The 23878-nt window shown below is 37.6% G+C and carries 21 protein-coding genes; 3 read left to right on the forward strand and 18 right to left on the reverse strand.

The annotated features are described in order from the left end of the window. Positions 1 to 73: 73 nt before the first annotated feature. The 7 genes from APF76_13250 to APF76_13280 all read right to left on the reverse strand — a co-directional run bounded on the left by APF76_13250 (position 74) and on the right by APF76_13280 (position 7381). Positions 74 to 895 carry a hypothetical protein gene (locus tag APF76_13250; GenBank protein ID KUO51607.1) on the reverse strand — a complete coding sequence of 274 codons (822 nt, stop codon included), beginning with the start codon at positions 893 to 895 and terminating at the stop codon, positions 74 to 76. 432 nt (positions 896 to 1327) lie between these two features. Next, entirely contained in the window at positions 1328 to 1738 is a 411-nt protein-coding gene (locus APF76_13255) for a hypothetical protein (protein KUO51608.1), read from the reverse strand. A gap of 121 nt (positions 1739 to 1859) precedes the next feature. Continuing rightward, positions 1860 to 2807, reverse strand: coding sequence for a sugar ABC transporter permease (locus APF76_13260; protein KUO51609.1), 948 nt, complete (start codon positions 2805 to 2807; stop codon positions 1860 to 1862). A 1-nt stretch (position 2808) separates the two neighbouring features. Further along, entirely contained in the window at positions 2809 to 3867 is a 1059-nt protein-coding gene (locus APF76_13265) for a sugar ABC transporter permease (GenBank protein ID KUO51610.1), read from the reverse strand. Next, on the reverse strand, positions 3864 to 5387 hold the full coding sequence (locus tag APF76_13270) for a heme ABC transporter ATP-binding protein (protein ID KUO51611.1): 1524 nt from the start codon (positions 5385 to 5387) through the stop codon (positions 3864 to 3866). Before APF76_13270 ends, APF76_13265 begins: the two co-directional genes overlap by 4 nt. A gap of 100 nt (positions 5388 to 5487) precedes the next feature. Beyond that, positions 5488 to 6600, reverse strand: a complete 1113-nt coding sequence (locus tag APF76_13275; protein KUO51612.1) for a hypothetical protein — start codon at positions 6598 to 6600, stop codon at positions 5488 to 5490. 97 nt (positions 6601 to 6697) lie between these two features. Beyond that, positions 6698 to 7381 carry a 2-deoxyribose-5-phosphate aldolase gene (locus APF76_13280; GenBank protein ID KUO51613.1) on the reverse strand — a complete coding sequence of 228 codons (684 nt, stop codon included), beginning with the start codon at positions 7379 to 7381 and terminating at the stop codon, positions 6698 to 6700. Positions 7382 to 7572: 191 nt separating this feature from the next. On the opposite strand from APF76_13280, the gene APF76_13285 reads away from it, so the two are divergent. Both APF76_13285 and APF76_13290 read left to right on the forward strand, forming a co-directional pair. After that, on the forward strand, positions 7573 to 8568 hold the full coding sequence (locus tag APF76_13285) for a hypothetical protein (protein ID KUO51614.1): 996 nt from the start codon (positions 7573 to 7575) through the stop codon (positions 8566 to 8568). Position 8569: 1 nt separating this feature from the next. Then, positions 8570 to 8815: a hypothetical protein gene (locus APF76_13290; protein KUO51615.1), complete on the forward strand. Its 246-nt coding sequence runs from the start codon at positions 8570 to 8572 to the stop codon at positions 8813 to 8815. A gap of 54 nt (positions 8816 to 8869) precedes the next feature. Here the strand turns inward: APF76_13290 and APF76_13295 are convergent, their stop codons facing one another. The 10 genes from APF76_13295 to APF76_13340 all read right to left on the reverse strand — a co-directional run bounded on the left by APF76_13295 (position 8870) and on the right by APF76_13340 (position 19159). Continuing rightward, positions 8870 to 9595 (reverse strand): glucosamine-6-phosphate deaminase, encoded by a 726-nt coding sequence (locus tag APF76_13295; protein ID KUO51616.1) that lies wholly within the window; start codon positions 9593 to 9595, stop codon positions 8870 to 8872. A 1-nt stretch (position 9596) separates the two neighbouring features. Beyond that, positions 9597 to 10694, reverse strand: a complete 1098-nt coding sequence (locus APF76_13300) for a hypothetical protein (protein KUO51617.1) — start codon at positions 10692 to 10694, stop codon at positions 9597 to 9599. Between the two features lie 119 nt (positions 10695 to 10813). Continuing rightward, entirely contained in the window at positions 10814 to 11812 is a 999-nt protein-coding gene (locus APF76_13305; protein KUO51618.1) for a hypothetical protein, read from the reverse strand. Positions 11813 to 11842: 30 nt separating this feature from the next. Continuing rightward, a complete protein-coding gene (locus APF76_13310; protein ID KUO51619.1) occupies positions 11843 to 12775 on the reverse strand; it encodes a hypothetical protein in 933 nt (310 codons plus the stop codon). 32 nt (positions 12776 to 12807) lie between these two features. Continuing rightward, positions 12808 to 13533, reverse strand: a complete 726-nt coding sequence (locus APF76_13315) for a hypothetical protein (protein ID KUO51620.1) — start codon at positions 13531 to 13533, stop codon at positions 12808 to 12810. A gap of 12 nt (positions 13534 to 13545) precedes the next feature. After that, entirely contained in the window at positions 13546 to 14346 is an 801-nt protein-coding gene (locus APF76_13320) for a hypothetical protein (GenBank protein ID KUO51671.1), read from the reverse strand. 43 nt (positions 14347 to 14389) lie between these two features. Then, complete coding sequence (locus APF76_13325; protein KUO51621.1) at positions 14390 to 15295, reverse strand: hypothetical protein; 906 nt, start codon at positions 15293 to 15295, stop codon at positions 14390 to 14392. A gap of 17 nt (positions 15296 to 15312) precedes the next feature. Next, the gene (locus APF76_13330) at positions 15313 to 16458 is read right to left on the reverse strand and encodes a hypothetical protein (protein KUO51622.1); all 1146 of its coding nucleotides are present in this window, start codon (positions 16456 to 16458) and stop codon (positions 15313 to 15315) included. 89 nt (positions 16459 to 16547) lie between these two features. Beyond that, positions 16548 to 17849: a hypothetical protein gene (locus APF76_13335; GenBank protein ID KUO51623.1), complete on the reverse strand. Its 1302-nt coding sequence runs from the start codon at positions 17847 to 17849 to the stop codon at positions 16548 to 16550. Positions 17850 to 17956: 107 nt separating this feature from the next. Then, positions 17957 to 19159 carry a hypothetical protein gene (locus APF76_13340; protein KUO51624.1) on the reverse strand — a complete coding sequence of 401 codons (1203 nt, stop codon included), beginning with the start codon at positions 19157 to 19159 and terminating at the stop codon, positions 17957 to 17959. 225 nt (positions 19160 to 19384) lie between these two features. On the opposite strand from APF76_13340, the gene APF76_13345 reads away from it, so the two are divergent. Continuing rightward, entirely contained in the window at positions 19385 to 22435 is a 3051-nt protein-coding gene (locus APF76_13345) for a hypothetical protein (protein KUO51672.1), read from the forward strand. 174 nt (positions 22436 to 22609) lie between these two features. Here APF76_13345 and APF76_13350 read toward each other — a convergent pair whose 3' ends face one another. Then, positions 22610 to 23878, reverse strand: coding sequence for a hypothetical protein (locus APF76_13350; GenBank protein KUO51625.1), 1269 nt, complete (start codon positions 23876 to 23878; stop codon positions 22610 to 22612).

The following is a 23878-nucleotide window of genomic DNA, read 5'->3' on the forward strand; positions in this document are numbered from 1 at the left end:
CCATAATCTTCTTTCTTATATTATTCAGCAGGTTAACAATTTTTATCCAAAAAATTCTAGCTGAACGAGTTCACTACAAAATCAGATTACTTTTTATTTCTTCTAAAGAAAAAACTGGACCATTTAAATTTACCCACTTGTGATCTTCTTTGTTGAGTAGATAATCTAAGCTAACCATTATCTGCTTATCATTAAACTGTTTTCTATATAAAAAATTAGCAGCAAATTTAAGCATCATCTCAGGTCCAGAAATTAGGGCTATTGTATCGTCACAGGTGCTATTCATATCTTTTAAAAGGCTCACAATAAGGCCTCTCTTATGTTTTGTAGTGTCATTTAAAGGAATGTTTTCTACAATAAACTTCATGTCAATCTTAACATTTTTCCATCTTTCATATTCATCCATGTAAAGAAAATCTTTAGGTGTTTTAACAGCATATAGAACCTCTACTTCGTTAAACAAAAATCTTCGATGATATATATAATCTAACATAGGCTTGATAGATCTAAACCCTAACCCGCTAGTAATAATTAATAAATTTTTACCCTGTAGCTTTGTTCCTAACCATCCATTTCCAAATGGTCCTGAGGCTTTAATTACAGTTCCTTCCATAAGACGTTCAATAATTTTATATTCTATACTATCTCTTGTAGTGAACCGAAAAGTATGTTCAAATGTATTTATCTCATTAGGATTAGAAGTAATAATACTTTTAAAAATTCCAAGACTTGGAATATCTAATAGATTGAATTGACCTGGTAAAAACTCCAACTTTCTTACTAATTGCTTTTTGATAAAAGAAAAACAAAAGGTATATGAATTCTGGGTTTCCCTCGTTTTTGTCAGAACTTCAACTTCCTGAAAAAGAGGTTTATCTATAGTATTAAAAATCATTTCATGTCTCCCCTCTATTCAATTGTTTAAATTTTCAGTCACATTTAGATAATTCTTAATTCTCTAAGAGAAATACTCTATCCTGCTTTTTTTCTTCATTGCAATAATAATTACTAAAAAAGAATGAGGATTACCATTTAGTAACCCTCATCAGACGCATCAAGCATATTACACTTATTTTCATTGCAATGAAAACCACAAATAGGACACTCACTTTCTTTGTTTTCTGTTAAAGAAAACATGGTACCACAGTTCGCACATTTATAACTAGTACTACTATTTTCCGATTGTGGATAGACCATTTATAAAATTCCTCCATTCAATGTACGGGGACACACCTCTTTTAAAGCTAGCTCTGTGTAACTGAGGAATGTCCCCAACTAATGTACAAGTTATTAATATTATGTTAAAAAACCAGGCTAATTATTAATATTAATTTTGAATGTTATTGGCCAAAGAAATCAATCCTCTAATCGCATGGGTTTCTGTAAATAAACCTAAAATCTTATTACCCTTAGTTACTGGAAGGCATCCAACCTTGTTATCTGTCATTATCTTTGCTGCAACTAGAATAGTAGTATCTTCTGTTACTGAAATAATCTTGTCCTGCATTACTGATTGAACACAAGTCAAATTCAAAAGTTCCATATCACACTCTTCTACAATTGATGGAAGTATATCTCTCAAATCTCTTTCAGCAATAAGTCCTACAAAATCCCCATTTTCCACAACAGGGATATACCTAATTCTGTTAGTCCTGAGAAGCTTTAAAGCCCATAGTAGTGTATTCTTTGGGGCTAATGTCTGAAAACTCTTTTCCATGAAGTCTCTTACCAAAGCCATCTTTGATGCCCTCCTAAAATGAAAAAAGACTCCTGTTAACTTCTCGCTAATTGTTAAAAAATCCTGCAAGGAGCGCTGAAAAATAAAAGCCCAAGACCTGTGGACTGGCCTGGGCTTATTTCTAACGTTTTCCCTTATCATAGGGTTCCCCAGCCGCTTTAGGGGCTTGGGAAGATTTTGAAAACAATACCAAAGCTATGAGAGTAAACACATATGGAAAAGTTTTTAGCAATATACCAGGGATAATAGCAAGAAGAGGAATCACTTGAGAAACGTTAGCTACGGTGCTAGCAAAACCAAAAAATAAGGTTGCAGCTAAGATACCAAGAGGCTTCCATTGTCCAAAGATCAATGAAGCAAGGGCAAGAAATCCTAAACCTGCAGCCGTTCCATTAAACTCACCTGAGTAGGTAACAATCACAATAGCCCCTCCCAACCCGGCAAATGCTCCAGATATCATAACAGCAATATAGCGCATCACATAAACATTAATACCAGCAGAATCAGCAGCATGGGGGTGTTCACCACAGGCCCTTAATCGTAATCCAAAAGCTGTTCTGTAGAGTACAAACCATGAAATCAGAAGTATGGATAATACTAACCAAGTTGTCGAATAGCTCGTGGTGAAAAAGAGCTTTCCTAGTATTGGAATATCAGACAGTAGGTTGATATTCTGCCTTGCCATCCCATGAACAATTTGGATGTTACCACTACCCGTAATATTTCTGGCTAGAAAGGTAGTAAGAGCCCCTGCCATCATATTGATTGCAATCCCACTAATGACCTGATTGGCATTGAGAGTAATACAGGCAAAAGCATGCAATAGAGAAAATGCAGCACCAGCAATAAAGGCAGCTAGTAGGCCAATCCAAATAGCAGTACCAGGATAAATGAACTCTAACTGAGAAATAACAATTGCCCCAGTAAACATACCTATTACCATCAGACCTTCAAGACCAATATTAACAACACCACTTCTCTCGCTAAATAGTCCTCCAAGAGAGGTTATTAATAAAGGAATAGTAAAGGCAATAGCATATGGAAAAATTAGTAATATTACACTTAGCATATCACTTGGCACCTCCCAGCTTTTTCTTCAGCTTGTCCCAGTTTCTTTGGATTAGGATACTGGTGGCTGAGAAGTAAATAATAGTAGCAATAATTGTATCAGCTATCTCAGGAGGTATACTAGTCATTGCATTCATGAAACCTTTTCCAGTATGAAGCAGACCAAAGAAGATGGCAGACACCATAACACCTACTGGTGAATTAGCGCCTAAAAGGGCTACTGCAATACCATCAAAACCATGAGAAGGCAAAACTCCAATCTGCATATTAGAAGCATATCCAACATAAAACGTTGCACCAGCTAACCCGGCCAAAGCACCCGCAATGACCATTGAAAGAATAATACTACGGTTTACATTTATTCCTGCTGTTTCAGCTGCGTGTCTATTATAGCCAACAGCCTTTAGCTCATAACCTAGGGTTGTCTTATTAAGGATGAATGCAATTATAATTACAAATAAAATAGCTAAAAATAAACCAAGATTAATATAAGAGCCATAAAATAAATCTGTAAGCCAAGGAACTTTTAATGATGCTTCATATGGAATTCTTCTCGACTCTGTTTCCAAGAATTGGCCTTTGAAATAAGCTGGAATCGTATAATAAACAGTCCAGTAAGCAATCCAATTCATCATTATAGTAGAAACAACCTCGTGGACATTATACTTTGATTTAAGCAAACCAGGTAATGCACCCCAAAGTCCTCCACCTATCATGGCTGCTAGAAGCATAACTATCAGAAGAATAGGTTTTGGCCAGGCAAAGGTCAATCCAATCGCTGTGGAACAAAGTCCACCAATTAGCATTTGTCCAGCTGCACCAATATTAAATAACCCTGTCTTAAAAGCAAAAGCTACTGAAAGGCCGGTAAAAATTAAAGGAGTAGCAGTAGCTAGAGAGTTCCCTATTCTTTCAATATTCATTGTCCCACCTTGGAACAGGTATATATATCCTTCGACTGGATTGCTTTTAGCAACTAGCATGAGAATGCTTCCTGCTATCAACCCTAGCACTACAGCAATCAGAGATAAAAAATATTCATTGTTAAATTTTATTTTCAAGCTGTAGCACCTCTCTTTATTCCTGCCATCATTAAACCAACCTCATTTTCGTTGGTTTCATCAGCATTGACTATATCAACTAACTCTCCATTGTTAATACAAGCAATTCGATCCGAAATATCAAGAATTTCGTCTAGTTCTAATGATATTAGTAGAACAGCCTTTCCTCTATTTCTCTGTTCTACTAAACGCTTATGAATATATTCAATGGCGCCAACGTCTAATCCCCTAGTAGGCTGAACAGCAATTAAAAGATCTGGGTCTCTATCAATTTCACGACCAACAATAGCCTTTTGTTGGTTTCCACCTGAAAGTGAACGAGCCAAAGAGGAACTGCCCTGTCCAGCACGAACATCAAAATCATTAATAATTTTTTCTCCGTATTGGTGAACCTTATCCCAGTTTATAAGACCGTTTCTGGAAAGGGGCTCTTGATAATACACCATTAAAATCATATTTTCTTCCAGGGTATAGTCTAAAATAAGCCCATCTCTATGCCTATCTTCTGGAATATGGGAAAGGCCTTTGTTAATCCTCTCCCGAATAGGCAGGTTGGTGATATCCATTCCTCTAAAAAGTATTCTCCCGCTTTCAACCTTTTTCAGACCTAGAAGTGATTCCACTATTTCTGACTGACCGTTTCCATCAACACCAGCGATACCAAGTATCTCTCCCCAGCATATATCTAGTGAAAAATTCTTTAATCCAAGAACCCCATGAATATTGCGAACTGATAGATTTTCTAAACTTAAAATAACCTCACCAGATTCCATTTTATTTTTATCCACCTTAAAGGAGACCTTTCGTCCAACCATCATTTCTGCTAATTCCTCTCCTGAGGTTGAAGCAACATCTACTGTACCTATATGCTTGCCTCTGCGAATAACTGTACAGCGATCAGCAATTGCTTTAATTTCTTTTAGCTTATGGGTTATTAGAATAATAGATTTTCCCTCAGTAATCAGATTTCCCATGATTTTCATTAGTTCCTGTACCTCCTGTGGAGTCAGAACTGATGTTGGTTCATCAAAAATTAAAATATCTGCACTTCGATAAAGCATTTTGAGTATTTCTACCCTCTGCTGCATACCAACTGAAATGTCATAAATTTTTGCATGGGGATTTACATTAAGCTTATATTTTTCTGAAAGCTCCTTTATTCTCTTAGCAGCTGAGTCCGTATCCACCATTAATCCCCTGGTTGGCTCAATACCTAAAATAATATTTTCTGTAACTGTAAAATTATGCACTAGTTTAAAGTGTTGATGAACCATTCCAATGCCAAGGTCATTAGCAATATTGGGATTGGAAATGTTTACTTTTTTTCCCCCAAGACTTATACTCCCACTATCAGGTTGATAAAGACCAAAAAGAATACTCATTAAAGTAGACTTCCCTGCACCATTTTCACCCAATAGTGCATGAATCTCTCCCTTTTTCAACTGGAGGGTAATATCGTCACAGGCAACTACACCAGGAAATTCTTTGCGAATTTTTTGCATTTCAACAACATACTCCATAGCTACCCCACCTTTGTCAACAACATCCTCACTCAATATCATACTCAAAAAGAAAGGGGCGGATTAATACCGTCCCTTTCTCATACTGTAATCAATCCATTTACTTAATTAATTCACCTTGAACATCTGACACTACTAAACTTCCTGCCTTTAATTGGGCAAATACTTCAGCAACTTTAGCTTCAACTTCTTCACTAAGATTTGGGTTCTCGCTAGGTATTCCTACACCATCATTTTGTGCACTAAACATTAGCGTCTCCCCACCTGGGAAGTTGCCTTCCTTTTCAGCCTTAATCATGTCATAAGCAGATTTATCAATCTGCTTCATAGCAGAAGTAAGAATAATGGATTTGTCTCCATCGTAAATACCTTCAGCATATTGGTCAACGTCAACACCAACAATCCAAATGTCATTGCCAGCTATTGCTCTAGCTTTTGCTTCATTAATGGCACCAATACCCACACCACCAGCAGCTGTAAAGATAACGTCTACTCCCTTGTCATACATCTGTGCAGCTAACTGCTGACCAGCAGCAACATCATCAAAACTTCCTTGGTAAATGACATTCTCTGCTTCTATAGCTATGCTTGTGTTAAAGTTATCATTTGCATACTGGATTCCCTGTTGAAAACCCCAGTTGAATTTCTGAACTGCAGGTATCTCCATCCCACCAATAAAACCAGCTTCTCCATCCTCTAATTGGAGAGCAGTTGCAACACCTGCTAGGAAACCTGATTCGTGTTCCGCAAAAAAGATGGAAACTGTATTTTCCTTAACAACTGAAACCCAATCACCAGCATGGGGATATCCGTCAATCAATACAAACTTTGCATCTGGATATTTTTCTTGTGCTGCAAATATTGCTGTTTCAAATTTGAATCCAGGAGTTACAATAAATTTAAACTCAGCGTCATAAAGGTTTCCAATTTCCTTAATATAATCAGCTTCAGTAGTTCCTGCAGGTTTTAAATACTTTGTTTCAAAGCCAAAGTCTTCTCCTGCTTGTAATACACCTTCCCAAGTCCCTTGGTTAAACGATTTATCGTCAATAGTTCCTGCATCTGTAACCATCCCTACTTTAAAACCAGCATCTTCACCTGCAGGGTCATTAGCAGGGTCATTAGCAGGTGCATCGTCTGTCCCACCACATCCAGCAGCTACTGCTAACATAAATAGCAAAACTACAAACAAACCAACTCTTCTTTTAAACATCTACACTCCTCCTCAATTTTTTCTTTCAAAAATTTACCAACAAATTCATTTTACCACAATATTGATCTTTGTGTACTAGCAATATTTAATGATCTATTTATTTTACTTCCTCCATTATTTTCTGCGTAGCGCTTGTACCAATTCGAGTTGCTCCTGCTTTATATAGCTCTAATACTTGTTCTAATGTGCGAATTCCACCTGAAGCCTTAATCGCTACCTGGGGCCCGCAACTTTCTCTCATTAATTTAATGTGTTCAAGTGTTGCACCTGTTCCTGCAAAACCTGTAGATGTCTTAACAAAATCCACTTTTAACTCCTCACATAACTTACAACACTTAGCTATCTCTTCATTAGTAAGATAAGCATTTTCAAAAATAATTTTAACTAGGACGTTTCTTTCGTGGCATGCCTCAGTAACTGTTCTAACATCTTCCTTTACATAATCCCAATCCCCTGAACGTATTTTGCCAATAGGCATTACAATGTCAAGCTCCACTGCACCATCTTCCATTGCCTTTATGGCTTCATATAGTTTTGCTGCTGTAGTACTATTCCCATGGGGAAAACCTATCACAGCACTAATAAGAACTTCTGAATTCTCTAAGATTTTTTTGCAAGTAGCTACATCATAAGGCCTTACGCATACAGTTGCCACACTATATTCGTTAGCAATTTTACATCCTTCAATAACTTCTTCATCTGTCATTTCAGGTTTCAGCATGGGATAATCTATCATTTTAGCTATTTCTTTAGCATTAAGAACTTTGTTTTGTTGTTTCATATTATCCTCCCATCCATATTTTGAAACTACCCTACCTTGATCTATATTTTAAAATTAATAATTATATTCTCATATTCTCCAAATTTTGTATAAACCCTTTTTGTATCTTTACCAAAATTTATAGATTGACACTTAATTTATCTGTTACTATAATTGTTATACGAACATTAGTTTGGTTAGGTGGTTTTTCTATGTCCCTTGTTATTTTTGTGAAATTAAAAAATGGTAGTTTTAATAGAAGTTTTATTGATTCATGTTACTCTTTATCTCCCCATATAATTAAAAAACAGGATAACGAATTTTTTATTGAAATGGGAAAAATTAATCTGGAAAAAGTTATTGTCCAGATTAATAATCTGAATTTGCTTCCACATAAAATCGTAACCTTTGGTTTAGCTTATAATAGATTAGCGGCATATATTGCTGCCCTAACTTCATTTAGACATCCCCAGCTTATTAGAAAAAAAACAAACTGGGGATATTTATCATGGGTAGAAAAAAATAATTCATCTAGTTTTATTCAGACAACAGCTTTAAAAGCGCTACATTTTCTTTTATCTTCTAAAACTTTGAAAACATTGATTAACCTTGGAATAAACAGTCTTAGTGAAACAAATAGAATTTCCATGGAGACCCTTAAAGATTTCCTTGGAGAAGATGCAAAGATTATATATTTATTGAATAATGGGATCTTCCCCTATGCTACTTCTCCATTACCTTTAGAATTTGTAATATATAAATCAATACCCCCAGACCATAACTTTAGTGACCTTCTGGAATATATCAAAATAGCATGCCAAGAGCTATCCTTGGAATTAGCAAATAAAAATTTAGGTTGCCGCACCATTTTCTTAAATGCAAATATGTATACAGGCGTTACTTTAAGTGAAAAAGAAATCTACTCTCAACCTAAAAACCAATGGGGTATTTTTGAAAATACATGTTTGAGTTTTTTTAAATCTGTATTTAAAGGCCATTATGAAGACCAACTTTTAGATTTTTCTCTTCAAGTTAAGGAATATGAAGCCATTGATGGTAAGCAACTAGACATTTACGATTTACAACCCGCTAGAGGTCAATCTCTTGACCATGTAAAAAGTTTACCTTCTATTTCTATCTGCCCTCATGTAAGCAGAAGAGAACAGATTCTTTCCTTATATGATCCATATAGACAAGGGAGAAATTAAAATGACAAAAATTTGGGAGCTTAATATTCTGGTTGAAACCAAAAATGGACTGCCCATTTCATTTATTTGGAGACAAGAAAAATATGAAACACTTCAGATTATAGAGCAGTGGAAGGATATAGGTTCATGGTGGCTCGGTGAAGGGGAAAAAATCTTTTACCGCCTTGAAACTCTAGATAAAGGGTTATGGGAAATCTTTTACGATATAAAGGAAAAGAAATGGTTTTTGTATAAAAGTTACGACTAAAAAATCGTCTGAACTAGGATAAAGGGCAGTACCTGTGGACAGGAATGTCCATTACTATATAAGCTTACCTGCCCCTTTATCCAAAAGTACTGTCACCCTGGGATGGACCTGGAGCATAGATGCAGGTATTTGGGTGCTGATAACACCAGTTAATGTTTCTTTAATTATCTCTGCTTTGCTCTCACCAGCAGCCAGCAAAATGATCTCCTTTGCCTTCATAATAGTACCCATTCCCATGGTAATGGCTTGCTTGGGTACATCATTAATATCTACAAAAAATCTGCTGTTAGCCTTTATTGTATCCTCACTTAGCTTGACTAGATGGGTATTAGCAGACAAGGAAGCACCTGGCTCATTAAAGCCAATATGACCATTCTCACCAATCCCTAACACCTGTAGGTCAATTCCTCCTACCTCCTCTATCCTGGCCTCATAATCCAGGCAAACTTTAAGGGCATCCACAGGATTTCCATCAGGAATATTAGTGTTCTCCATTCTTATATCAACTCTATTCCAGAGGTTTTCCCGCATATAGCTATAATAGCTATGGGGAATTTCTCTAGCAATGGGATAGTACTCATCTAGATTAAAGGTGGTAACCTGACTAAAGCTTACCTGTTTTAATTGGTAAAGCTTAATTAGCTGCTTATACATTCCTAACGGTGTAGAACCTGTGGCTAAACCTAGCACTAGGTTGGACTTTTGCTCTATCCTGCAAGCTACATATTTAGCTGCTTCTGCACTTAATTTTGAATAGTCATCCAAGATGCGTATTTTCATGCTACTTAACCTGACTTCCATTGAAAATTGTCTGCTCACTTTTGCCATTAAATAAGTGCAGCTTGTCAGTAATAAAATTAATTGTTACCTTGTCTCCAGTTTTTATGGACAGATTGGCCTCTACCCTAGCTATGATAGTCTTACCAGCCAAATTTACATACACATAGGTTTCTGCTCCCATAGGTTCTATTACTTCTACTAACCCAAAAGCCCGCGCCCCTTCAGTATAAAGCCCAAGTCTGATATCCTCAGGTCTTACACCTAAAACCAAATCACTATTGTTCAGAGCCTCGTGCCAGTTATTAAGTACCGGTGCCTGCCACTTTTCACCTTCCACAATTAACTGCTCTCCTTCTTGCTTTAACATAACTGGTAGGAAGTTCATAGCAGGAGAACCAATAAACCCGGCAACAAACATGTTAGCTGGTGTATTGTACAAATGTAAGGGCGTATCCACTTGTTGAATATAACCGTCCTTCATGACCACAATTCTATCTCCCATTGTCATAGCTTCAGTTTGGTCATGAGTAACATAGACTATAGTCGCACCTAATCGTTTATGGAGCTTGCTAATTTCTGTTCGCATATGCACCCTCAGCTTGGCATCCAAATTAGATAGTGGTTCATCCATCAAAAATACTTTAGGATGGCGAACAATAGCTCTTCCTAGGGCTACCCTCTGCCTCTGTCCCCCAGAGAGGGCTTTTGGCTTGCGGTGCAAATAGTCCTCTAAGTTAAGTATTTTGGCTGCTTCTTGAACATTTTTCTCTATTTCAGGCTTTGACATCTTTCTAAGCTTTAACGCAAAGGCTAAATTTTCGTAGACACTCATATGAGGATAAAGTGCATAGTTTTGAAAGACCATGGCAATATCCCGATCCTTGGGTAAAATATCATTAACCAGTTTATTGTCAATATACAATTCCCCAGCTGTAATCTCCTCTAAACCAGCAATCATCCTTAATGTGGTGGACTTTCCGCAGCCAGATGGACCAACTAGCACCAAAAATTCTTGATCATTTATAAGCAAATTGAAATCGTGGACAACAGTTACATCTCCATAATTTTTCTTGATGTTTTTCAATTCAACCTGTGCCATTTTTCTTCCCTCCAGTTCCTTCATTAACGCTTACTTCTAACCATGTTTCCTTCACTTCTCCTGGTCCAATAAGACTAGTCTCCCCTTTGAGGTCTGTCTCTTGTAACATGGGTACTACCTTATACCGACTTAACTGCTCTTAATAATGCCTGAAAATTGTTATGAGATGTATCTTTAGGCACCTCACAACCAGGGCTTAATATATATCCCAACCCACCTATTTCGATGCACTTTTTGGCCTCGGTTAGGATTTTTTCTTCAGTTCCCTGTAGCAACACCCCACTAGGATTTATGTTTCCTTTAATACAAGTATCCTGTAGCACGTCCCTGGCTTTATTCAAGTCTACCTTGGAATCAATGTTAACTAAATCTGCTCCTAGCACTTTAATTTGTTCTAGCAAATGAGAGGCATCACCACAGATATGATATTTGACTTTAGCACCACTTTTTTTAATTGCTGCGATCACCCTTTTATTGTAAGGCAGGACTAAGGTTTCATAAGATTTAGGTGAAATCAGGGAAGCAACTGCGTCTCCAATCCCTATTATATGAGCTCCCGCTTTAGCCTGCGCAACACCAAAGTCAATGGCTAACCGTGTTGTAAATTCAAGCAATTCCCTCACAAAGTCCTCATCTTCTACGGTATCCATCATCAACTCTGTCAAGCCTCTCAAAATAGCTGCGCTTTGAAATGGGCTCTCTACCCAGCCTAAAACTGGTATTTCTCCAGCAGTCTTTTTTCGTAACTCTTCCACTCCTGCTATTTTATCAGCCAAGCGATAAGACCCGCTAATTACTGGTACTTGCATATTTAAGAGGTCTTTTTTTTCAGCAATTGCTTTTATCTTTTCAATTGGCAAGTCATCCTCTTGAAATTCAATTAGTGCACCACAAGCCTCGGCTTCACGATAAGCATCTGTATCTGCAGTAACAATATCATAGTCAAAATGCTCCACACAAGCCAATTGTGCTTCAGCCATGCTGCGATAATCTGTACAGTACTTCCCATAAGGCACTTGGGCAAATTTAGAAGCAAATGCCATCACAAATGGACATACAGGAACTCGATCAACTGGTTGAAAGGTTATTGCTGCCATTGTTCTTTCATATGAATTCATGGTTATTCAACCCCCTATGCTTTGGATTCCTTATTGGCAATCATGCTTTTTTAAGAAAATTTCCAAGATTTTCAAATCAGGTGCCGAGGCTCCTCCCCCATAATTAGATGCGGCAATGGCTCCACACGCACTTCCCAGCATCAGGCACCGAGCTGTGGAAAGATTATTCAGATACCCATAGAGAAATCCGGCATCAAAGGCATCCCCTGCCCCTACGGCATCTAACGCAGCCACCTGAAAAGCAGCTTGTTTCCAGCTTCCATTATGGTCCTTGGCAATAGCTCCTTTGCTGCCTCTAGTAATCACTACTATCGGCACCAAAGCACTTAATATATTTAAAGCTTTATCCACATTTTCTTCACTAGTGAGCTTTAGTGCCTCTGTTTCATTAGGGAAAAATAGATTTATGTTAGTTAGAACCTGATTCATTTTTTCCCAATATTTTTCATAATCGTCAAAGCCTATATCTAACGATGTCGACATGCCTCGTCGTTTTAACTCTACAAAAACCTTAACATAGCCATCAATTAATTTTCGCCAGTTAAAACCAGCTACATGGATATGTCCAGCATTTTCAACACTTTTTTCTAATAGTTTCTCTGGATTGTATAGTTTGTTGCTTCCCATATAACTTATAAAGGCTCGATCCTTACCTGATGTCAGGCAGATACTAATTCCCGTATCTGCTTTATTTACAACTTCCATTAGTGAGGTATCTACTCCCAGCTTTTCCAGGTATGATAAGATATACTGTCCAAAATGATCGTTACTCACTACCCCGTATAGGGCTACTTTTAAGCCTAGCTTGCATAAACTGATAGCGGTGTTAGCAGCACTACCACCCACAGTCACAGCCATCTCATCGATAAATAATTCTTCACCCATTTTCGGTAGTTCATCAAAGCTACCTGGTATTATATCTAAATTGACATCTCCTGCTACAATTATATCTAGTTTCTTCACTATTGCATCCACCCCATTACTTGCATTGATTGTTAAGGAAGAAGTCGTTCAGGGGTAACCCTTAATGAACTTATATACCTGATAAAGCCTTCCGCATATTCTGTTCCACATTGGAAACCACGAAAGCGGCCACATATTTTAATAAACTCCATAATATCCATATTGTCATGATCCCTGAGCCAGTCAATTTGGCTCACATGTTCAGCCAACATTTTTTCCTTTAAAAAAAATGTTTCAGTCACATCCACATATTCCGTAGGAGCAAAATTTACACCAGCATAATTATCCATAAAGTAAATTTGAGGCACTTTGTCAATAGCTGGGTACTCCGTGATAATGTGGGGAACTGATACCATAAAACTGGCATCAACTGCTAGTTTAGAAACTGCCACATGGTCGGCATGGTAATCAGCTGGATGGTGAGTGATAATGAGATCAGGATTAGCCCTTCGAATCAAGTCCACCATTCTCCATCTGCTCGCCAAATTCTCCTCTATCTCTCCGTCTTTAAATCCCATATTATAAACAGGGGAGTTTAAATGTCGAGCAGCCTTTTTGCTCTCCTCAATCCTTATCTTGCCAAGCTCATCAGGAGCAATATGGCGGTGTCCCTTATCACCTTCACAGGCTACTCCCATAACTACTTCATGACCTAGGTGATGGTACCTTGCTAAAGTACCAGCACAAGATATTTCCAAGTCATCGGGATGTGCCCCTATGCCTAATACTGTTAACCTTCGTTTACTTTTTTGTATCACTTCAACTACCTCCTATCCTTTTACTGCACCAGCAGTAAGTCCCTTAATAAATTGTTTTGACATGATTAGATAGAAAATTATGGCTGGTATGACCGCTACTGTTAATGCAGCAAATACAGTAGGCCAGTCTGTTTGAAATTGGCCGAAAAAGATGGCTGTTCCAAGAGGTACGGTCTTTAATGCATCACTTTTGATAAATATCAACGGAAAATAGAAATCATTCCAAATTGGTATAAAGTGATAAATAGCTGATGTGGCTATGGCGGGACGCAGTAGTGGCAAGTAAATTCTTATTAATATTTGCCAGTCATTACACCCATCAATTTGTGCTGCCTCCAGCATTTCTTTAGGAATTTGTTTCACAAAGGCAGTTATGATAAAAACTGAAAAGGGGATCCCCATAGCTGTATAGATCAAAATTAATGCTAATAAGTTATCAAATAGATTTAGACTCTGAAAGATCTGAAACAAATTCAAAACTCCCAGGCGGATAGGTATCATCATGCCGGCCAGAAAAAAGAAATAAATCAGCTTATTTCCGCGAAACTCATATCTTCCTAATGCATATGAAGCCAGAGTTGAAACCACTATTATTAGCAATAAAGAAACAACCGTTACCATAATACTGTTGCGGTAATAAATTAAAAAATTAGTTTGTAGCAATACTGTCTCATAACCGCTTAAATTAATGCTCTGTGGTAAGCCAAAAGGTTTTGTCATCACTTCTAAATTTGTCTTAAAGGAGGTAATGACCATAATATACAAAGGATAAATGACTACAAAGGAATAAGCCAATAAAATGGCATGAGTCATCAGATTAGTAATTCGTACTTTAGGATTCACTATCTTTCCCCCCCTAACTCTTGTTAAATTTGGAATCAATGTATGACCAACTTGCCACACCAAAGCAGATAATCACAAACATAAAGACTGCTATTGCTGCTCCCATCCCCATGCTTGGCTGTGCACTCGTAGCGCTAAAGGCAGTACGATAAAATAAGGTTCCTAAAACATCCGTAGCATAATTGGGTCCGGCCATGGTACCAGCCATGGCATAAATAATTTCAAATGAACTAAAGTTTCCAACTACTGTTAATATCATCACTAAGCCAATTATTGGCATTAGTCCGGGCAGGGTTATATTTCTAAATACGTGCCATTCATTACACCCATCTATTCTAGCCGCTTCAAAGAGCTCTTCGGGAATTGCCCTAATCCCGGCTACAAACATCATAATGGGCAAGCCAATAAATTGCCAGGAATTAACATATGCAATTACTGGTAACGCTAAGTTAGGGTCCCCTAACCAAGGCTTTGCTAAATTCACCAGACCTATTAATTCTAAACCTTTGTTCAGTACTCCCCAAGTAGGATTTAGAATAAGCGTCCATATGAAACCTACTATTAATACGGATAAAGTGACAGGCATAAAATAAATTGTACGATAAAAATCTGTCCCTCTTAACTTTTTGGTTAATAATACCGCTAAAAAGAGAGCCACCACATTTTGAAATAAGGTGGTATATGCAAATAATTTAAAATTGTTCGTCAGGGCATTAAAAAACCTAGCATTAAAAGGCTCTACAAAAAGCAGCCTTTTAAAATTTTCAAGTCCAACAAAACTCATTGGACCATAGCCATTCCACTCATATAGACTCATACCTAAGGACATTATTAATGGATAGGCCATAAATAGCGTATATAGAATTACTGCTGGCAATAAGTATAGGATTATTCCATATCTAGTTCTTTTTTTTGCCATGTCATCACACCTATATCTTAATATTTTCCGTATGATAGTGCTGTATCAATCATCGCAACGTAATTATTCTTAGTTCTTTCTTTAAGTTCTACATCAAGTGGGGCAGCCGTGGGCATCAAAACAAATCTTCCCCCTGGTGCCCCCTGGTCAATTGTCCGCTTTGTAATTTCTATTATTTCTTTCTCATTACGCAATTCCAAGTCATGGAGTTGGATATTTCCAAAAATGGTAACCCTATCACCAATAATTCTTTTCGCCTCCGCCAATTCTATATCACCACTAGGAGGGGCCTCAACAGGATCTATAGCATCTGCACCCATGTCTGCAATATATTCCAAAACCTGGCCTACCCGACCATGGGCATGCACTCGGCAATAACAATCGTATTTATGGATTAAATCAATAAGCTTCTTATCATAATTATATACATAATCCTTAAACAATCTGTTTGGTAAATAAGGAGGTGTTGCCAACTCGGGGCCATAAATCCTTACCAATGGTCCTGCACCATTTTCTAGAAGATACTGCAGGTAATTATAAATTCTCTCAAAATATATTTCTAATAACTGATGCATTCTTTTCTCTTCTGTCATTGCAAACATTAAAAATTCATCATACTTAAATAAGTCAAAAACGTAAACAATAGGGTCCCCAATATCAGTTGTAATAATTCCTTTATCACCTATTTCAATCTGAGCCTGTATTAGAGAACTAGTGTCGGGCAGAAATGGTTCATATGGAATTGAAAGTACTTTTTCCAAATCACTAAGATCTTTCACAAAATGTTCAATAACCCAAACAGTATTAACTAGATCATTGAAACGTTCCACCATTTTAAGGTCACCCTTTGGGGTCTTTATGATAATTTCGGTGTAAGTATCTTCCCCTTCTCGCCAGCTACGAAGCTCTTCTGTTATTTTCTTGGTACCTGTCAAAAAACGGCCCAATCCCTTATCCGAATCACCAATACGTTGACCTGTATAGGGATACCAAAAATTTATTCCATCAGTATTTTTCCTGATATAGTCCATCAACTCAGCATACTTGGGCTGCTTGTTATACCAATCATTGGATTTCCATCCCTGTAGCTCAAGAGTATTGATAGGAACTCTATCTGGCATATCTCCTTTTAAGACAGCTAGTAATCTTTCTTTGGAATTCACAAATTCCCCTCCATTCACGATGCAAGATGTAAAATATAATCTATGGGATGGTTCATTGACCATCCCATAGATATTTTAGATTTTTGATATTATTCCTGAAATGGTATGTACCAACTTGCCAATCCATTTTGGAGATGTTCCGCAGCTTCTTGTGGAGTCATATCTCCATTAAACATGCTGGTAATACTCTCCATATTAAGCGTTCCGGCAGATGGTTCTTCTCTGTTGAAATTTTCTAATCCATAACATACAGCAAAGTTTTCACCATTTGCTCCTGAAGCTTCAATCCATTCCCTTGCTAATTCGTCTTCAATCTTATCAAGAGGTACATTTACAGTTGGATAAAGTCCTGCCATCAAGTTACCTGTAAGAATCTGTGCCTTTTCACTTAGTAACCAGTTAGCATAAATTAAAGCTTCCTCAACATGTTCTGAGTTCTTATTAATTCCTACCCCTGCTCCACCGTTGAAAGCTAGCCACTGCTTATCCCCTTTATTGACTGTTGGGGACATAAATACACCAAACTCCATATCTGGATTTTGATCTTGGAAATAGCCGATTTCCCAAGATCCAGCTGGGTAAATAGCAGCTTGCTCAGATAAAAATAACTGTTGTGATTCTACATAACCAATTGCCTGGTAAGCATTGGGCATGTAATCCTTCCATCTGTCAAGGCTTTCTAGATAACCTACAAAATCAGAATCAGTAAATTTCTTTTCACCTTTTAAAATAGCATTACGCCAGTTTTCCCCATCAAGGAAATTGACATAGTTGGGATTAGCTATTACTTCATCCATCACCCAGCCATCTTTAGTACCAAGGGCAAGGGGAGTAACGCCTTCAGCTTTAAGTTTATCTAATACTGTAAAAAATTCATCCCAAGTTTCTGGCTCTGATAAATTATGTTCATCGAAGATACCCTTGTTGTAGATAAATCCATAGGATACATACATATATGGAGCAGAATTAAGTTTTCCATCTTCAGACTTATAAACCTGTCTTTGGGTTTCAGGAACACTTGCCAGGTTAGGTAAGTTCTCTTCATTCATTTCTACCAAATATCCGGATTCAAATAAACTTACACCCCTGTCAAAAGGTCTAACATACATTAAATCAGCAGCAGTATTAGTATTTAAGCTCATGCTTAATACTGAGTTGTACTCTGTGTTTTTAATAGGGTCATATTTTACCCTAATGTCTGGGTATTCTTTATTGAATTCTGCATTCAGTATTTTAAAAGCTTCAATTTCTTCAGTTCTCCAGCTAGTTAATGTAATTTCTACTATACCATCTTCTGGTTCTCCCTCTTCATCAGGCTCAGATGTACTACATCCGGCTAATGAACCTATAGCTAAGCCAAGTACTAACAATAAAACTAAAAACTTTTTCATCTTTTCTCCTCCTCCATAATCTTAAAAAGTAACTATCAACATCTTAAAGAGTAACTATTAACACAGAAAACCTTATGTCTCAATCCCCCTTTCATAAATGCCAAAATTCAATCCAATAAATGCTTAAACACATAATCTAGTCCAATCGCAAAGGCCCCATAAATACCCGCCTTACTGTTAAGCACAGAGTATATTATTGCTGGTTTAGTGGGCATTATCTTTCCAGCCTGCTTATTAACTAGATCAAGCAAGTGATTTTCTAATACTCTAATTTCACCACCAATGATAATTAGATCTAGGTCTAATACTGCCTGAAGATTGGCGGTTGCTACAGCCAAGTATCTGGCAATTGCTGTAACTGCCTTTTCAGCAAGTGCATCTTGATTGTCTAATGCTTGTTTAATAATTTTCAACGTTATTTTATCCGGATCATCTACCCATTGATTTATAATAGAAACTTCCCCACCAGCCACTAACTTTTTCACTTGTTTCAATAGTGCCGGGACGGATGTTCTTGCCTCTAGTGGACCATACCCATCGAACTCTTCATCAAGCATGTCTACATCCGGTACCATGTAGCCAATTTCCCCTGCAGCAAGATTACTGCCTTCGAACAGCTTTCCCTTTAGAATGATTCCAGCACCCACTCCCATATCCACGCTAATGTAGGCTAGGTTACGGCTTTTTTTCCCTACCCCATAATGGGCCTCTCCTAAAGCCGCCAAGTTAATGTCGTTTTTTAATAACACAGGCACCTGAAAGTGCTCACTTAATATTTGCTTAACTGGCAGATGATCCCAACCCCTGAACTGGGGACTTAAGCGTACTGTATTAGCTTCAGGATCAATTACCCCTGGAGTACCGACAGTAATAGCCTTTAATTTATTTTTAGTCTCAGGATAACTAGCAAAAATCTCCTGAATAGTATATATAATTTTTTCGATGATTTTTTCTCCGTCTTTATCCTCAGGCAAGCTAAACTGCTCCATGGCAATTATATTGCCTAGTAGATCTCCTAAAGCAGTCCTGCAATTTTCACTACTTAAGTCAATGCCTATTACGTATCCGTATTCCTTATTAAATTCTAAAAGGATAGGTTTTCTCCCGCCTCCAGAGTCTCCTTCGCCAACTTCCCTCAGTAAGTCCATCTTCAATAGCTGATCTATATTTGAAGATACACTAGGAGCACTTAAAATTAATTCCTTGGCCAACTCAGCCCTGGAAATAGTCCCTTTTCTTTTTATTGTTTCTATAATCAGCTTTAGATTTGTCTTGCGAACTAAGTGCTGATTTCCGCCAATTCGCGCCATTATTTGCTCCTCCTGAGTTAACTTAGTTAACTTTAACTTGTAAACGTTTTGAGAAAAACAAAGCATTAAATGCTACTTTGTTAACTTAACTAAGTAAGTATTTCTCCAAAAATTCTCAAATTCCTGCTAAGAAGTAGGAATTTTACAAACACTTTTTACCAAATAATAACATTTGCCTATTCAAACATATGTTCGTATAATGAGGTTAGGAGGTTAACTAATATGATAAGCTTTTCTCATTTACATTGTCATTCATATTTCTCTTTTCTAGATGGTTGTAATTCACCCGAAGAGCTGGTGGAAATGGCGGCTAATTTAAATATGTCATCCATAGCTCTTACGGACCATAATAATCTCTGTGGAGCAGTAAGGTTTCATCAGGCTGCTAAAAAAGCTAATATTAAACCTATCATAGGTAGTGAGATAACTCTGGAAAACAACTACCACCTAACCCTTTTGGCAACAAACACCAAGGGTTACAATAATCTCTGCAAAATTCTAACTGAAAGCTATAAAAAAGGGGGGCGTTATCAGCCTACAACCTCCTTTTCGACTCTGGAAAAATATCATGAAAATCTTATTGCCCTTTCCGGGTGTTACAGAGGAGAAATACCTGCCCTATTGCTAAATAGGCAATTTCATAAAGCACTAGAAGTAGCTAAAAGATATTTAAATATTTTTAATCAGGATAACTTTTACTTGGAAATACAAAACCTACTTCACCCAGGTGATAAGTTGTTACAAAATCATATTCACCAATTAGCACAACAGCTTAATCTTAAAATAGTAGCTACAAACAATACCCATTTCTTAAAAAAAGAAAACTTTGCTTTACATGACATCCTTACCTGTATCAGAACAAACACCACCTTAAACCAAATACATAAAGAAAGAAGATTAAACGCCGAATGCTATTTTAAAAGCCAAATGGAAATGGAATATCTTTTTAAAAACAATCCCGTAGCCCTTAAAAACATCCATGAATTAGAGGAAAGATGTCAGGACGCCCTACCCACAGCTAATAGATTATTTCCTTCATTTCCCCTACCACCTGGCACAGACGCTGCAGATTTTCTTAAAACAATTGTTTATCAAGGAGCAGCAGCAAGATACAAAAAATTAACTCAATCCATAAGAACCCGTTTAGAGGGTGAACTAGATGTGATAATCAAGCTAGGGTTTCAGGACTATTTCTTGATGGTATGGGATCTTGCACGGTATGCTTCAAGGAAGAAAATAAGGTATGCAGCTAGGGGTTCAGTAGCTGTCTCTGTTGTCGCATTTTCCTTAAGAATATCTGAAGTGGATCCCATTTCTCGGGGACTACTTTTTGAAAGGTTTATGAGCTTAGAAAGGGCTGAAAAACCTGATATTGATATAGATTTTGACTCCCGTAAGCGTGATATTTTAATAGATTATCTTGTCAAAAAATACGGTGAGGATAAGGTTGCAAGTGTCTGCACCTATAATACTTTTAAGGCTCGTGGAGCAGTAAGAGATCTAGGAAAGGTTTTGGAAATACCTGAAGGGGAACTGGACAAAATAGCAAAGCTTCTTCCCCATGTCTATGCTGATCAGATTCCTGATGTGTTAGTTAGTCTTCCAGAGTTAAGAAAAAGCAACATGGATTGGAGCAACTATAGCCAGCTCTTTGATTTCTGTAAACAGGCAGCTGGTCTTCCAAGATTCCTTGGAACTCACCTTGGAGGGGTAGTTGTAAGCTCGGTCCCATTAGAACAGGTAACACCGCTCCAGCCTTCTGCCAAAGGTTTGACTATAACCCAATTTGACAAGGATGATATTGAAGCATTCGGACTTGTGAAGCTTGATTTGCTATCCTTAAGAACACTCGCTGCTGTAGAAGACTGCAACGAAAGCATCAAGCTTGCTGAAAGTAGCTTTTCTTATGAAGCTATACCTTATGATGATAAAGATACCTTTAATATGCTACAGCAAGGAGAAACCATAGGTGTTTTTCAGTTAGAAAGTCCTGCCCAAAGAGGATTGCAAAATAGACTGAAATCATCTCATATGGAAGATATTGTGGCCAGCCTAGCACTTATACGTCCAGGTCCTATTAAAGGAAACATGGTAGAACCATTTATTGCTAGACGCCATGGTACAGAAGCTGTTACTTATCTTCATCCCAAATTAGAACCTATCTTGAAAAAAACCTATGGGGTTGTTCTTTTCCAAGAACAGGTTATTGAAATAGCCACTGAGGTGGCAGGCTTTTCTCCTGGTGAGGCAGATCAGGTGCGCAGGATAATGACCAAGGCACGATCTTATAAGGCAATGGAGAAAATTGGAGAACACTTTGTTACTAAAGCTCAAAGTAATGGAATTTCCCAGGATCTAGCCCAAGTTATCTTCTCATACATAGCTTCCTATGCAAGCTATGGTTTTTGTGAAGCCCATGCAGCCTCCTTTGCCACAACGGCATATAAAACGGCATATCTGATAAAGCATTATCCAGCCCATTTTTTTGCAGCACTTTTAAGTAATCAGCCAATGGGGTTTTATAGTGCTCAAACCTTATGTGTAGAAGCAAGAAGGAGAGATGTTGAAATACTTCCTCCCCATATTAATTTAAGTAAGGATAAATTTGTTGTAGAAGGCAGAGAAATAAGAGTTTCTTTGGGGCAAGTAAAGGGGATGCAGGATAAAATCCTTCCGAAAATATTGGAAGTTCGTTCTCAAATGGATTTCACTTCTCTTGAGGATTTTTATAAACGAACGGGAGTTCCAAAGGATTTATGTGAAAATCTAATTTTTTCAGGGGCTTTTGATTCCATAGGGCAAAACCGCCGCGACCTCCTTTGGAAGCTACATAAGATACTAAAAGGAAAGGAAATTCATTTCTCTTCTCCTGTACCTGATTTTCCTACGGATGAGCGGGAAATACTCCAGTTCGAAGTTCTAGGCATCCACGTAAATGAACATCCATTGGGGAAAATAAGGAAGATCTTGAAATTGAAGGGTTTCTATACTGCAGCTGAACTAAAGAAGTTCCCAGACAAAACAAAGGTGAAATGTTCGGGCATACCCATTAGGCCTCAAAGACCACCTGTAAAAAGTGGCAAAACAATGGTATTTTTCTCCTTAGAGGATGAAACAGGTCTCACCGATGTAACTGTCTTTGAAGATATTTATAAAAAGTTCGGACAGTTTATTTACACAGCTTCTCCGAAGCCGTTGATTGTATCAGGGTATATTTCAAAAAGGGGTGAGGGCTTTAGTCTGATAGCTCAGGAAATAGCCGTCTTAGCAATCTAATTAAATAATTCCATCATTTTTCAATTCTTTTACAGCATGCTTTACAGCTAACTTTACCACAAAATATAGTATAACCGCTGGGATAAGCAGATATATTGGCATTAGTATGAACGAAAAGATATTATACGCCATCATTTACTTTAACCTCCTCAACTGTTTAGTAGAATAATATGGTTATACATCATTCTCTAGGAACTCAAAAATCTCCTGTGGGTTATGGACAAGTACAACACCAGCTGTTTTCATTTCCTCCATCAGCTTTCCAGCATTTCCCTCAGTAAAATCTCTTTCTGAAAAATCATTTGCCATCATTAAAACAGGCTTGCCAGTCCGGCAGGCCTCTACAGTTAATTGTAAGTTTGCTAAATTACCGTTCCCAAAGGGTATAGAGGTTATAATTAAATAGTTTGCTTTTTCAATTAAAGTTTTGTTCTTTAAGATAGATCTTTCACTAATAGGTGCAAAGGGTGCTTCTTCCACAACTTCTACCCCCAGCATCTTCGCCCTGTTCCAATCAGTATCTCCAATATTTAAAACACCACAGCTTACTTTATAGCCAAGCTGAACAAGTCTATCTAAGATAAATACCCCTGTCCCACCACCACATACAAGATGAATATGAAGGCCTTTTCCATCCTTTAGGTCTGATTTAGTTCTTCCCAGAGAAATCACATTAAACCTACCTGTCAAAGGATTATCAGTTATGGCAACTTCCATATTATATACTTTTCTTATATTAGCTGGAGTCAATACCTGATGAGGTTCTCCCTCTGCAAAGATCTCCCCATCTTTCATCAAAAGAATAGATTCACTAAATTGGGCGGAGAGATTTAAATCATGAAGAACCGCTATGATAGTAAGGCCACTTGTCCAGTTTAGGCTTTGCAGAAGTTCTAAAAGCTCTACCTGGTGCTGAATATCAAGGTGGGCAGTAGGCTCATCTAGAAGAATAATCCTGGGTTCCTGGGCTAAAGCCCTTGCAACAACCACCCTTTGTCTTTCCCCACCACTTATTTCCGTAACAGATCTATCTTTGAGCTGCCATATATTAGTTATCTCCATAGCCCATTTGGCAAGAGCAAAGTCCCTAGGGCTTTCATTTTCAAATCTTCCCAAAAAGGGTGTTCTACCCATCAAAACCGTTTCATACACACTAAAGGAAAACTCAATTGCAGTATCTTGGGGAACAACAGCCATCTTTTGAGCAATTTGCCTAGGTTTCATTGAAAGGAGATTTTGAGAATCAAGTTCAACTTCTCCCTTTTGTGGCAAGACTGCTCTAGAAATATTTTTAAGCAGAGTTGATTTGCCTGAACCATTTGGGCCAATTATAGAAAGAAAGCTTCCAGGCCTAACCTCAAGGTTTATATCCTTGAGCACTATACTTTTCCCGTATCCAAACTGCAAATTTTTAACTTTTATTTCTGACCCAGGAATAATCAT

Origin of the sequence: Desulfitibacter sp. BRH_c19 (assembly GCA_001515945.1) — a bacterium.
GTDB lineage: Bacteria > Bacillota > DSM-16504 > Desulfitibacterales > Desulfitibacteraceae > Desulfitibacter.

Excerpts from the sequence above, each read along its gene's own strand:
- APF76_13250 (KUO51607.1), bottom strand. The coding sequence starts at position 895 with ATGATTTTTAATACTATAGATAAACCTCTTTTTCAGGAAGTTGAAGTT.
- APF76_13255 (KUO51608.1), bottom strand. The coding sequence starts at position 1,738 with ATGGCTTTGGTAAGAGACTTCATGGAAAAGAGTTTTCAGACATTAGCC.
- APF76_13260 (KUO51609.1), bottom strand. The coding sequence starts at position 2,807 with ATGCTAAGTGTAATATTACTAATTTTTCCATATGCTATTGCCTTTACT.
- APF76_13270 (KUO51611.1), bottom strand. The coding sequence starts at position 5,387 with ATGGAGTATGTTGTTGAAATGCAAAAAATTCGCAAAGAATTTCCTGGT.
- APF76_13275 (KUO51612.1), bottom strand. The coding sequence starts at position 6,600 with ATGTTTAAAAGAAGAGTTGGTTTGTTTGTAGTTTTGCTATTTATGTTA.
- APF76_13280 (KUO51613.1), bottom strand. The coding sequence starts at position 7,381 with ATGAAACAACAAAACAAAGTTCTTAATGCTAAAGAAATAGCTAAAATG.
- APF76_13285 (KUO51614.1), top strand. The coding sequence starts at position 7,573 with ATGTCCCTTGTTATTTTTGTGAAATTAAAAAATGGTAGTTTTAATAGA.
- APF76_13290 (KUO51615.1), top strand. The coding sequence starts at position 8,570 with ATGACAAAAATTTGGGAGCTTAATATTCTGGTTGAAACCAAAAATGGA.
- APF76_13295 (KUO51616.1), bottom strand. The coding sequence starts at position 9,595 with ATGAAAATACGCATCTTGGATGACTATTCAAAATTAAGTGCAGAAGCA.
- APF76_13300 (KUO51617.1), bottom strand. The coding sequence starts at position 10,694 with ATGGCACAGGTTGAATTGAAAAACATCAAGAAAAATTATGGAGATGTA.
- APF76_13305 (KUO51618.1), bottom strand. The coding sequence starts at position 11,812 with ATGAATTCATATGAAAGAACAATGGCAGCAATAACCTTTCAACCAGTT.
- APF76_13320 (KUO51671.1), bottom strand. The coding sequence starts at position 14,346 with ATGACTCATGCCATTTTATTGGCTTATTCCTTTGTAGTCATTTATCCT.
- APF76_13325 (KUO51621.1), bottom strand. The coding sequence starts at position 15,295 with ATGGCAAAAAAAAGAACTAGATATGGAATAATCCTATACTTATTGCCA.
- APF76_13335 (KUO51623.1), bottom strand. The coding sequence starts at position 17,849 with ATGAAAAAGTTTTTAGTTTTATTGTTAGTACTTGGCTTAGCTATAGGT.
- APF76_13340 (KUO51624.1), bottom strand. The coding sequence starts at position 19,159 with ATGGCGCGAATTGGCGGAAATCAGCACTTAGTTCGCAAGACAAATCTA.
- APF76_13350 (KUO51625.1), bottom strand. The coding sequence starts at position 23,878 with ATGATTATTCCTGGGTCAGAAATAAAAGTTAAAAATTTGCAGTTTGGA.